Source organism: Cohnella cellulosilytica, from assembly GCF_042431195.1.
GTDB lineage: Bacteria > Bacillota > Bacilli > Paenibacillales > Paenibacillaceae > Cohnella > Cohnella cellulosilytica.
The window spans coordinates 26,174-38,534 of the sequence record NZ_JBHMDN010000048.1 but is presented as its reverse complement, the minus strand read 5'-3'; the positions used below and the strand labels follow the sequence as shown (position 1 = coordinate 38,534).

Below are 12,361 nucleotides of genomic sequence, written 5' to 3'. Positions count from 1 at the left end.
ATTAATCCTCTTCTTTGAGCGTAGGCCATCCCATATCCGCTTCCACATCATGTACAGGGTCGGCCAACAGGATATCTTGAACCTCTGCGAACTCATTCAGATCAAGGCTATAATCTCCATCAACGACGACCAGATCGTTCAATTGTTCCGCATTGTAAGGTTGATCATCCGCAATGATAATTTCCTTTTCCGCAAGAGCATCAATAAACCGCTCTACACTCTGATCGATGTCCGTGACACAATCCTTATTATTTTGGATGGAATCGACAATCCGCTTTGGCGCCTTTCCCTGGATCAACCCATCTAAAACCATCGATCCCAGAGTGCTTGTTCCGTAATACATCCCAGTTTCAAAATTGATGACAATGGCTTGTCCGTCCGCAATATCATAAAACATTTTCTCCGTGTTTAACTTATACATGTTAAAGTCCCTCCATAAAGTTTTTCAACACTTCCACATTCTGCTTAAGGTCTTTACTTAAACTAAACTCATAAACCGGCAAAGGCTTCAGTCTGGCTATCATCCTCCTAACCCTTTCTGTATCTCTTCGTCCGCCAATCTGGCTTACACTGGAATGAACCAATTTTACCAATACCGGGCCTTGATCTGCCGGAGCAATCCTTGGTTCGCTTCCCTCCGTAACATGCGGAAATAAAATCGCTTTGATCGGCAATTGTTCTTGAAAAGAATAGGCGGATGCGTCAAAGAACTTCTTTCCGTTTCGCTTCTCCTCCGTCTTGATCACAGGCATATTCGGTTTTAGAATCCGATACATATCCTGATTTAATCCAATCATTGTATATAAGGGCAGGGCATTGACCTCTCCGGTTTCACGCAGCAACACATAATCGTCTGACACAAAATCCAGTCCCTCAAGCAAGCAGCTCACCGATAAAGTCGACTTACCGGCGCCTCCCCGCGCGCTAATCAATACCCCTTTATGATTAAACCCGACTGCAGCGGAATGCAGAATCAACAGGTTCTCCTGCTCTGCCCAGAAATAGAAACATCTTAGAAGCGGATGCCCCAGCATACAATCCTCATCGTCAGTGCCTGCTTGTCTGCAAAAATAATACGTATTTCTGATATAGTCGGCGCCCGCCATCTCCGCGCTTCGGGTAATCCTAATACATCCCGTTGCATCCTTTCCCTGATATACATCGGTTATTGCGCCTTCAGGCAGCGGCCGATCACGGAACGAGTCAGGAATATAGAGATTTACATCGTGCGTATAACACCAGATGACTGCATCCGGCACTGCGTACTTCTCTTGTGGGAGCACTCTGCCCAGCACAGAGTATCTGATTAACGAAACTTCCTTTTCATCCCAATATCGAATCTCAACCCTTTTACCTGCCAATCCGATTTGAAAGCTCTCATAGAGAACCCCGTTTTTCTTTAAAATGTGTTGCTCCACCCTTTCGAAAAAAGCGGAAATTGTCGGTTTTTCATTCCCCATTGCTGACTCTCGCTTTCTCGCTTGGAATCTGTTCCAATTAACGAAACCGTATTCTTGAAAGATATTTCTTATACAACAGGTCCGGTCGATTAAAATGATAATGTTCCGCAACATATCTTGCATAACACATATCCGATCTTAGTCTCTTTAATTCCTGAGAATAATACCTGTACGTCTTCCGTAAGGGTTTGTGTTTTATTCTTAACTTGAATAACCACAGCGTGATTGATTTGTCTTTCCTCTTACTCCGTTCTTTCATGTAGGACACAATCATCTCATGATAATCCATTGCGTTTTTGAGCCATGCTGCATATCCGCTATCCACTGCAAATAAAGTCTTTACGTCCTCCAATGAAATGATCTCCGGATAACAAGTCGCAAAAAATTTCATCATCAAGTGAACCCGATACATACAATGCAATTCGTTCGCTCGCTTGGCAATAGCTGCCCAATCCGTGTCAGGCATCATTCGCAGCACCATTCTCGCATCATATAACCATTTCATTCGACGCTGTGGCATTTCAATACTAAATAGGCATCGGGACTGCGTATCCAATAGATGTACGAACATGTCGATCGGCGACAATACTTTGAAATGGCAGGAATTAACCTCTATAGGAACGACTCTTTTCCAAATATCGCTGCCCTTCTCCAGATTGTTCTTAAAAATCGCATGATGAAGATCCATCTCCGTCTGCCCCAGCTTATAGGTCATGGAATGATTAGCTTCTCCTACATACTCCGCACCCCTATCTTGAACAATGGACAAAGCTTTCCCATACTCTTCACCCTCAAACGCCAAGTCTAAGTCAGCCATCATTCTGGATACTCCCGAAGCAAAATACAGTCGCATCGCGTCTCCCTTTAAGAGCAGCGGGTAAATTTTCTCTTCATTCAACTTTTGTGTAAATAGATAAAGTTTCTGCAGCATCAACGCGTTTTGCGCCTGATAATAGCGATGGATCCCTTTTAATCGCGGAATGACTTGTCCGGGAAACCCCATCCAATTCACACCAAATCCCAAATGAGCTAACATCAGCAAATAATTATGATTAGCCACGTCTATGTTTAGACCTTGAAGCAGATTCTCGATTTCTTCTTTACTCACATGTTCCTTAAACAGCAGCGACATCAACCTTTGCTCGCTTGGAACAAGCACCCGCTTCTGCAGCTCTTTTTCTATTTTAAAGTCCATCACTTTCTTTCCTCTCTGTTGCTAATGTACTCATTTTAAGACTCTTGCCCTACTCTATCAGCATGGAATGAAAGAGTAATGAAAGACTTCAAGGGCCCCGCGTTATTACAAATGGAGGACCCACACCGGATGGAAGAGGCTGTACTAATCATTGCAATGGGAGCCACCTACACTGGCAAGCAAAAAAGAGGGGCTCGTCGCCCCTCTTTGCTATTTCCGCCCGCATATCTGCGGTCTGATTTTTCTTTCGCGCTAATTTAACTCATCAATAACATGCCATAATCTCAGCAGCAGCACAGCTGCTTCCGCTCTGGTCGCCGACTCTAACGGACTAAATCGATTGTTTCCACGCCCATTCAGTAAACCTCTCGCAGCGACTTCTTGGATATCCCCCTTGGCCCAATGCGGTATATCGGCATCATCGCGGAAGGTTGTGTTCCCTGGTGAGTTCCCCCACTTCATCGCTCTCGCTATCATCGCCGCCATCTCCGCTCGACTCACGTTATGCATCGGTCGAAGCGAATGATCCGGATATCCAGATAATAGACCCTTCTCCACCGCAATATGAACCGTAGATGTCGCCCAAGCGGGAATTTGATCCTCATCCACAAAGCGATGCTCGGTCAATGCGGAGGCTGATGAAGCCATACCCAATGTTCGGAGCAAGATCGCTGCGAACTCGACTCGTGTGATGCCGCTTTGCGGACTAAACCTCGTTTCCGTATGACCGTTTACAATGCCTCGCTCGAAGGCTTCACATAGGAATGACTCTGCCCAGTGACCCGTCATGTCGGAAAATGGGCATACCGGAGGTTCCAAAGCTTCCTGTGCTGCTGCACGATAAATCTTCAGACGATAGGTCTTGATCGTCCCGTCCTCTGCTTTCACGACAAGCTCGAACACATTATCGCCTTCTTCGAGAGCGACCGTTTTCTCTCCGTCTATCCTCTCATCTCCCAAGGAAACCGCAGCTCTTGCATCGGATGGAGTCACTTTAATCGTTGCCTCACTGGACATTGTTTCCGCTCGGTAACTAGTCCCCTCTACCGCAAACTCTGGTGATACTACTAGCTTCTCGCCATCTATGATAACGTTCAAGTCGGCAAGATTGGCGTTGTTGGACTGCGACCCTCCAGATCCGCTGCTCCCTTGATTTCCCGGTGTTGTTGGAACACCTTTACGATGAATCGTCAGGCTATAAGCTTCTGTCTCACCGTTTTCCGCTGTCACGACAAGCTCAAACCCATTGTCTCCCTCGACAAGAAAGACGGTTTTCCCTCCATCCAACTCGTCTCCTTCCAAGCTCACTGTAGCTCTTCCATCGGAAGGAGTCGCTATAATCGTTGCTTCGCTTGACGTGGTTTCCGCTCGATAACTTTTCTCCTCTACCGCAAATTCTGGAGATAACGCTAACTCTTCACCACGAGCGACAATTTTAAGACTTGCCATATTCGCATTGTCCGAACGAATAGGCTGCCAATTGGCATAGAGCAGTAAATTACTAGTCAATTGTGTCGTATCGCCGATCCCGTAGGGTACCCCACTGCCATCAGACTCTGTATTCCACCCTTGGAGGAGATGTCCTGTCCTTGTCCAGTCAAGATCCTCTATAGTCATCAAAGAGCCGGTCTTATAAGGCTTGCTTACATACAACCCGCTATCATCGTTCGAATCATTCCCCATGTAAGTTAAGAACGCTTGCATGCTCTCCATTCCGATCAAATAAGGATATCCGTCATGATGCTGATCCACTTTCCATACGGCATCGAAGTTCCAGCCCTCGTAGTTTGCAATATCTTTCATTTGTTCGGAAGTTAATCCCTGACCGATGTTATCTAATTGCCCTGATAACTCCAGATCGTAATAACTGTTCGTGATATTTCCTTCGATGTTGCGATTGTCACCCACTAAACCGCCGGCTCTAGTTATAGGCCCGATGATCGAACCTTTCGCAAAACTATTTTCAATTGTTCCGGAATTATCCCCAACGAGACCTCCGATGGAATCCGAGCCTGGATTGCAGCCTGTTAAATTAGCTGTAGCATAGCTATTGGATATGTTCGCTTGATCATTGTCACCCACTAATCCTCCGATATCATCACAGCCAGACACATTCCCCGTGGCAAAAGAAAAAGAGATGTCCCCCTTCCTATTCCCTCCGACTAAACCGCCGGCGTCTACCTCACCTGCAACGTTCCCTGCAGCATAGCTGTAGGTGACGGAGCTATTTACAAATTCACCGATCAAGCCACCCGTGTTTTTATGACCCTTTACTTCGCCGGCAGCATAACTGAAGGAAACGTCACCCTCTTGGAAACTGCCCACGAGCCCCCCTTCATTACGGCTACCCGTGACACTCCCCATTGCAGCACCTTCAGTAATCGTGCCCGTTATATATTCACCAACCAAACCGCCTACACTTCTATCGCCCCGAACATCCCCGGATGCAGAACTAATTGAGGCGTTTCCTCCCATAATGAATCCCGCGAGACCTCCTACATAGTCCTCGCCAGTAACCATTCCCTCTGCAAAGCTATCTGAAATATCCCCGTTTCTAAAATCGCCGATCAAACCGCCTACATACCGTTCGCCATCAACATGACCTGTCGCATAACTATCCGTAACATTCCCTACAGCATATCCTATTAAACCGCCAATATAATCGCTATTGGCTGTTACATTACCTGTAGCAAAGCTGTCTTTCACTTCATCCCCGTCCGAACTGCGACCAATCAAGCCGCCGACATACCCAAAGTCACCCACTACAGGTCCGAAGTCACCGACAACTGTCCCCGCAGCATAACTATTAGCGACATCTCCTCCCCTATTGCGGCCAATTAAACCACCGATATAACGCTGGTTCGCCTTCACATCGCCTGTTGCAAAACTATCGGAAACGTCACCATCTCGAGACTGTCCGATTAAGCCCCCTACATAGCCCCCCTTGCTTACGACCGAGCCTGATGCTGAGGTGAGTGATACGATACTTTCCAGAGCATGCCCGATTAAACCGCCTACATAGTCACCTTCTCCTGCGACTGAACCTGTTGCAATGCTGTCGGAAATGTTGCTTTTACTGAAATTTCCTATTAAACCGCCAACATAGTCACCCTGACCTGTAACGTCACCCGATGCAGAGCTGTCTGTGATGGCACTATTCAAGCTATATCCGATCAAGCCCCCTACATATTTATTACCATTGACATCACCTGTTGCCGAGCTTTGGGAAATTGTTCTAGGGTCAGTACCCTCTATAATCCCAATCAAGCCGCCTACATTATCCTCACCCTGAACTTGGCCTGCTGCCGAACTGTCCGAATAATCACTTGTAAAACTGCGACCAACCAGACCACCTACCTTATTGACACCCTGGACTTGACTTGTTGCGTGACTTCCTAGGGTAAGGCTCGAGCCATTCTGACCGATCAGACCGCCTATATGATCACCTTGGCCTGTAACAACGCCAGACGCAGAGCTATTGATAATATCGCTCCGGGAACTGTCGCCGATCAGACCGCCTACGTTCATAAGTCCTGACACATATACATCGGCATGGCTGTTGAATACCCTGTGTTGGCGATTAACGATTTGATTATTAAAACCGATCAAACCGCCTGTACTTTTCTGCCCATATACAGCTCCTGTAACACTGACGTTTTCTATAGAGCCAAAGTTGGTTCCGGCCAGGATACCTACATTATCAATTCCCTGAACTTGAGAGGCATGGACCTCCAAATTATGTACAATCCCATTACTCAAAGCAGTCCCAACTTTGGCGAACAGTCCGACGTCGTTTCCTGTACTTTGAATATACAAATTGGTAATACGATGGCCTCGGCCGTCCAAGCTGCCTGTAAAGTCAGGGATCGGAACCCAGTCGGAAGATGCACTAGACGTACTTAAATCGATATCCTCGTTCAAAACAAAATGGCTCGATGAATAATTCCTGATCTCATCAAGTTGTTCTGCTGTTGCGATCTGAAACGGATCGTCAGGTGTTCCGTCACCACCTGCAAAAGGTCCCGCTGCATGAACAGTTCCCGCTAATCCTCCCGGGTAAGGTCCAACTACCAGCATGCAAATGACTAAAACCAAAACCCCTTGTTTTATCCACTGATTCATAATTCTCCTCCTAACGCTATAACGCCACCCGTTTTTCAGCGACATCGTAACATAGAGCAGTGAAAGAATTATGAAAGACTATAACCCTTCACGATTATGTTTGAATTTCAGTTTCATAAACGAATAGACGTTGATCATTTAGACCGACGCCGATATTTCATAAAGGACGGTAACCCACCTTATTTTGTCACGATAAAATTAGGTAGATTTTTCTCAAGAACCTTCATTCTTTCCGAATAATCTTGTTCGGCATGAGTTTCCGAAAGTATATGGCTCGACACTAACAAGTCATAAAATGATTTCAGCCTCTGGGCTGATATAGCGGAAGTAATCATCATTCTTTGACCGTCGATCAGAACAGAAGCTATTTTTTCAGGCTGTACCAGTTCAATCTGTACGCCGTTCCCGTCGATGATGAAATACATTTCCTTCACATTTTCAAACACCAAATGTTTGACTTCTGCCCCATTTGCCAAGCGAGTCTGAACTTCTTCTATTGAATAGCCCGGATTCGGATCATTGATCAGCAGCCATTTTGCAAATTCTTTTGCATCGACTTCATCTGTATCCTGTTTTTTCCAAGCCGCGCCATTATCTTTGCTGATCTGTATTGTGTTATCCATCATGACCCGTAAAGATATTTCGTTGTCCATATAAACTGCACGATACTTTGAAGCCATAAGGCTGTCTATCAACTTCGGTACATCGTATTTCTTGTTGAAAGTTAAATCGTGCGGCATTAAATCTGTAGTGGCGGCACCTTGAGATAATGCGGGCACTATTTCGGTAGTGATGGGACCATGAGATAATGCAGGCACTGCTTCGGCTGAAGGTTCGGCTATCTCGGCTATGGGATTGTCGACACCCGCAGAAGGTTCCATTTTGTCCAATGCAGAAGTCGCAAAGATGACAACGACACTGGCTGCAAGCCCAATGGCGAGCAGCATCGTGGCGATCGTGATTTTCTTGGTTTTCATGATCGATATTATCCTTTCTTCGGTTGAGCTTTTGGAAAAGCTGCTGATCATCGGCGACAAACCGATTTTCTTTTCTTCCAAACGTACAAGTGCCCTGGCATAAGCAGATTTCGTGTTTTCCCCAAATTTTCGTATGACCGTTTCATCACAGAATAGCTCGATATCGCGATTGGCAAGGATATACATAATCCATACAAAAGGGTTGAACCAATGGAAGCATACGCCAGTGGCAAGAACCCATTTCTGGAGTGTGTCGAATCGCTTGATGTGCGTAAATTCGTGGGTCAGGATAAGCGCAAGCTGTTTCTCATCGTCATAGTCCAAATTTTTCGGCAAGAGGACAACAGGCTGAAAAATACCGTAGGTAAGCGGAGTTGAAATATGATCCAGCTGCTTGATTTGAACATCTCGCCATAACAGATTTGAATGCTGCCATTTTCTTATAAAATCGTTTCGGATAGGCACAGCCATTTTGTAGATTTTGCGATACCTTAAATGCGGAATGATAAAAAATAAAGCGCATAACATAAAACCAACTAACCACACCCATACAAAAGGCGATATTTGTGAGGCCATCTTCAATGGCATCATCGGCGCGGTCAAGTGTTCTGTAATTGGCGGCATGATTACCGTAGTTCCATTATTAAATGTCGAACTTTCAGGTGTGGAAATCAATTTGGGCGCTGTAAACATTCTGCTTACATGTTCCGCTGCCGTAAAAACACTAAATCGCGATTGAACTGAAACAGGAACAAGCAATTGAATCAGTGCAACACCCCAAAGAAACATAAAGGTCATTTTGGGCAGCTTGTGAATGAGCAAGGAACGTAAAGAAATTACTGCAAAAATAAAGACGGAAGCCGAGATACTCATTTGAAGCAACGACATCCCCTCACCTCATTCCAAACTATCGATTAGACGTTTTAAGCGGTTTATTTCTTCCTTCGATAGCCGTTTCTGTCCCAACAATGAAGCAATCAGTCTGTCGGGGGCGCCATCATACATTTTATTGATCAGTTCCGTTGTTTCGTGTTCCTGCGCTTGCTCTCGTGTAACAAGCGCATGGCAGACGAAATTGGGCTCATGCCGCTCAATCGCCCCTTTATCCAGGCATCTCTTGATGATCGTATACGTTGTTGTTTTACTCCAACCTACTTTTTCTTTTGCAATTTCTGCAATTCTCTTTGCCGGAGTATCGCCATCTCTCCACAAGATTTCCATAATATTAAGCTCGCTATCGAATAACTTCATAACCAAATGAAAGCCCCCTGTTCATCACTATTCTACTGCTGTAGAATCATATACTAGTATTCTACTTGAGTAGAATAAATTTGTCGATAGAGCCTACCAATTTTCTTACTCCAGTTCCCTCTTCCACATGTGCCGGGTAAGCGGAGTCAACATATTGCTCTGAGAACTTCGCATGCCAGCAAAGCAATTTAGTTACCACCAGGAAGGGCAACAGTAGCCTTTCTGGAAAAGAGATACTTTGTGATACAATAAAGGTACCTCTTCCGAAAGGCCGTGATATTGTGAGCATTAACCGAGAAGAATTAAAGCGCATCATTGACCATATACCTGAGCAGGACGCCATTGAAGTTGCCGATTTTATTGGATACCTGAACGCAAAACGAGAACGCGAAGCATTAAAAAATCTCGAACACGCCAGCCTGACCAGCATGGAATTCTGGAATAATTCAGTGGACGATGAGGTTTGGAACAATGTATAGACAAGGAGATATTGTACTGATTCCTTTTCCGTACAGTGACTTGTCTACAACCAAACAGCGTCCCGTTCTTGTCTTGTCAAATTGTTATTAAAAAATTCGGACACCTAAAACCTTCGCTCTTCACAGAGGTTAAACAGCAATTCATGCATCTGCTCGACGAGTGAATTAAGAAGCAACAACAGCCTTTCACCGCTCTACTCAGTGGTGAAGGGCTGTTGTTGTGCGTAGTGATGACTTAGGGTTTAGGCGTCCCCCAATTATTGACCAGTCCGATGTAATGACACTACCGCTTCCACATGTGTGGAGTGCTTAATATTGACGACTTTCGCCAAAAACCTACAACAGAAAAGAACTCAAGTAATGATCATCAAACGATCAACTTGAGCTCTTTACTTTAGGTAAATGTGGTCAAGATTATTTCCTCACCAGCTTTTCACATGTCTAATGCATCAATCATTTAATTTAAGCGACCCTGCCACATCTCATTTTCGAACCATCAATATGACCGACTCTACATGCCTTCTATTCCTAAACTGTCATTGGATTGAACTCATTAGCTCGTGGAAGTATTTAGGTTCATGAGTTTTATTAAGACGATACCAAGCGTCTAATGTTTTGGGAGAAAATACATCTAGCGCTTTTAAAACATGAACAGAAAATTCTAATGGAGCTACTCCGGATGCAGTGATCAATCTCTCATCGGTGACAGCCGATTCCATGTTGTAATATTCTTCTCCCGTGTAAGAAGGGCAAACCATTTTAAGGTAGGCCAAATCATTGCTTGTGTGCCCATGTGAATCCAGCAATCCTGCTTGAGCAAGTCCTAAGGTAGCGCCGCAAATTGCTCCAACGACTACCCCTTCCTTTAAACACATCTCGGCCATTTTTAATATGGGTACGTGAATAGCTTCTGTCCATGTATTTCCACCAGGTAAAATCAGTGCATCTACGCTTTTAATGCTGCACTCATCCACTTTGATGTCAGGCATTATTTTCAATCCGCCCATTGTAGTTACTGGAGTCGTTTCTATCCCAACGGTGACTATTTGGGCAGGAGCCAGCCCCTGTCTGAAGTATCTTCCAGAGTTCAGTTCGGCGGCTAAATAACCTATTTCCCAATCGGACATGGTATCAAACACATAAAGATATACGGTATTATTCATTTCTAAGTACTCCTCATCAAGTTTATTAGGTAACAACAACCATTCATCTGTAATGAGTGGTTATCCTTATAATAAAACAGCTTCACTGACAACTGCTGTCAGTGAAGCTGTTAAACTTGATAATATTCCATTAACTCTGAAGCAACCGCCACAAGTCTATTCTTTAGATTCTGTGGCTCTATAACTCGAATGGATTTCCCATAAGGAAGAATGATTAACGGAACATGTGTATACAGTGCTTCTTCCTCAAGTAAAAAAATGGCTTGCGTCGATGTCCGCTCCTGCAAATGATGCTCCAAAAACCAATGTATGCATAGATCATCCAACGCCTCTGCCTTACCACTAATAATTAAAGAAATGTATCCGGATTTACTTGCTACATCTGGTAACAGATTATTCATAAAAAAAGTACGCGCTGAAAATTCATTGGGACGCCTAAATGAGAATGGTGTGCGTGTGATGCTCAGAATTCGTTCTACCCGAAAGCTGCGGATCTCATTCCGCAGGTGGCAGAATGCAATGGTGTACCACTTATTGTTCCAATTAACCACGCCGTAGGGGTCTATTACCCTATAGGGGGACTGCTCTTCATGACTGTTACGATAAGAAATTTCTACAGACCATTCATTTGCTACAGCGTGCTCCAATTCCTGCAATACCGGCTGTACAGCGGGGTATCCCCTGCGGTTTATGACTTCAAATCCGGCTAAATGATGGCTTAGTAACCTTTCCTGCTCCTGATTCGAATACATTTTCAACTTGGATGTTGCATTTTCTAATGCCTCACTCAAAGGATACCCGGCTTCTTTTGCAAATAGGGCAGCATGAAGCAGTGTCTTTTTTTCATCCATACTAAATAACAGAGGAGATTTGATAAAATTGTGCAGCAAGCTATACCCGCCATTGTGCCCGGCGTCGGATATGATAGGGACGCCACTGGCACATAATGCATCCATATACCGATAAACTGTTCTTATATTTATCTCTAACTTTTCCGATATTTGCTTCGCAGTCAATTTCTCTCCCGAATTCAACATCCATAGAATGGTTAGCATATTATCATTTTTTGGCATAACATAACCCTCACCTTTGATTAACACTATACTTAAATTCTAACAAACACTTTAAGTGTTTGCTAATCAACTGTATTCCTTTATTCTGCGCCTAGTAGTGTTGATACACTCCTGAGTTCCTTATTATGTTGACAATCCAGATATTTCGTTGATGACAATTCGTTGAGGTTTCTCAGCACTCCCTACGCACGGGACGCCCCAATTTTGAAAAACGCAGCCCCGACGGACTGCGTGCGTTTATCATATATGGTGGACCTTAGAGGGATCGAACTGAGAGTTTTGAATAGATGGTATACTTGAGAGCGATCTTTACCGTGATTGATAATAACTGATTTCTAATTCGTAAAATTAGGCCAGCCTTCCCGGTCGGGCCTTATCACAGCCATTGAAGTCTCCACCATTTGTCATATTGTAGTGTTACATATCACGTCTTTTACTTCAATCAATCTATCTTTAAGCGAACCTGCCACATCTCATTTACGAACCATCAATATGACCGGCTCCACATGTGCCGAGTAAGCAGAGTCAACATATTGCTCTGAGAACTTCGCATGCAGCAAGCAATTTTGCCACCAGAAAGGGCAGCAGCAGCCTTTCTGGAAAAGAGATACTTCGTGATACAATAAAGGTACCTCTTCCGG

At 44.5% G+C, this 12,361-nt stretch carries 9 protein-coding genes; 1 reads left to right on the top strand and 8 read right to left on the bottom strand.

Annotated elements, in window-relative coordinates; genetic code table 11:
- Position 1: 1 nt before the first annotated feature.
- From ACFFT4_RS27260 to ACFFT4_RS27235, 6 genes are all read right to left on the bottom strand, one after another.
- A complete protein-coding gene (locus ACFFT4_RS27260) occupies positions 2-421 on the bottom strand; it encodes a hypothetical protein (RefSeq protein WP_378052213.1) in 420 nt (139 codons plus the stop codon).
- Between the two features lies 1 nt (position 422).
- Positions 423-1,460: a phosphoenolpyruvate carboxykinase (ATP) gene (locus ACFFT4_RS27255; protein ID WP_378052212.1), complete on the bottom strand. Its 1,038-nt coding sequence runs from the start codon at positions 1,458-1,460 to the stop codon at positions 423-425.
- Between the two features lie 37 nt (positions 1,461-1,497).
- Positions 1,498-2,655 carry a nucleotidyltransferase family protein gene (locus tag ACFFT4_RS27250; protein ID WP_378052400.1) on the bottom strand — a complete coding sequence of 386 codons (1,158 nt, stop codon included), beginning with the start codon at positions 2,653-2,655 and terminating at the stop codon, positions 1,498-1,500.
- Positions 2,656-2,907: 252 nt separating this feature from the next.
- Complete coding sequence (locus tag ACFFT4_RS27245) at positions 2,908-6,777, bottom strand: GLUG motif-containing protein (RefSeq protein WP_378052211.1); 3,870 nt, start codon at positions 6,775-6,777, stop codon at positions 2,908-2,910.
- 179 nt (positions 6,778-6,956) lie between these two features.
- Positions 6,957-8,642: a M56 family metallopeptidase gene (locus ACFFT4_RS27240; protein WP_378052210.1), complete on the bottom strand. Its 1,686-nt coding sequence runs from the start codon at positions 8,640-8,642 to the stop codon at positions 6,957-6,959.
- A gap of 9 nt (positions 8,643-8,651) precedes the next feature.
- Positions 8,652-9,005, bottom strand: a complete 354-nt coding sequence (locus tag ACFFT4_RS27235) for a BlaI/MecI/CopY family transcriptional regulator (RefSeq protein WP_378052209.1) — start codon at positions 9,003-9,005, stop codon at positions 8,652-8,654.
- 281 nt (positions 9,006-9,286) lie between these two features.
- On the opposite strand from ACFFT4_RS27235, the gene ACFFT4_RS27230 reads away from it, so the two are divergent.
- Positions 9,287-9,484, top strand: coding sequence for a DUF2281 domain-containing protein (locus ACFFT4_RS27230; protein WP_378052208.1), 198 nt, complete (start codon positions 9,287-9,289; stop codon positions 9,482-9,484).
- 536 nt (positions 9,485-10,020) lie between these two features.
- Here ACFFT4_RS27230 and ACFFT4_RS27225 read toward each other — a convergent pair.
- On the bottom strand, positions 10,021-10,647 hold the full coding sequence (locus ACFFT4_RS27225; RefSeq protein WP_378052206.1) for a type 1 glutamine amidotransferase family protein: 627 nt from the start codon (positions 10,645-10,647) through the stop codon (positions 10,021-10,023).
- 110 nt (positions 10,648-10,757) lie between these two features.
- Positions 10,758-11,720, bottom strand: coding sequence for a helix-turn-helix transcriptional regulator (locus tag ACFFT4_RS27220; protein WP_378052205.1), 963 nt, complete (start codon positions 11,718-11,720; stop codon positions 10,758-10,760).
- Positions 11,721-12,361 lie beyond the last annotated feature (641 nt).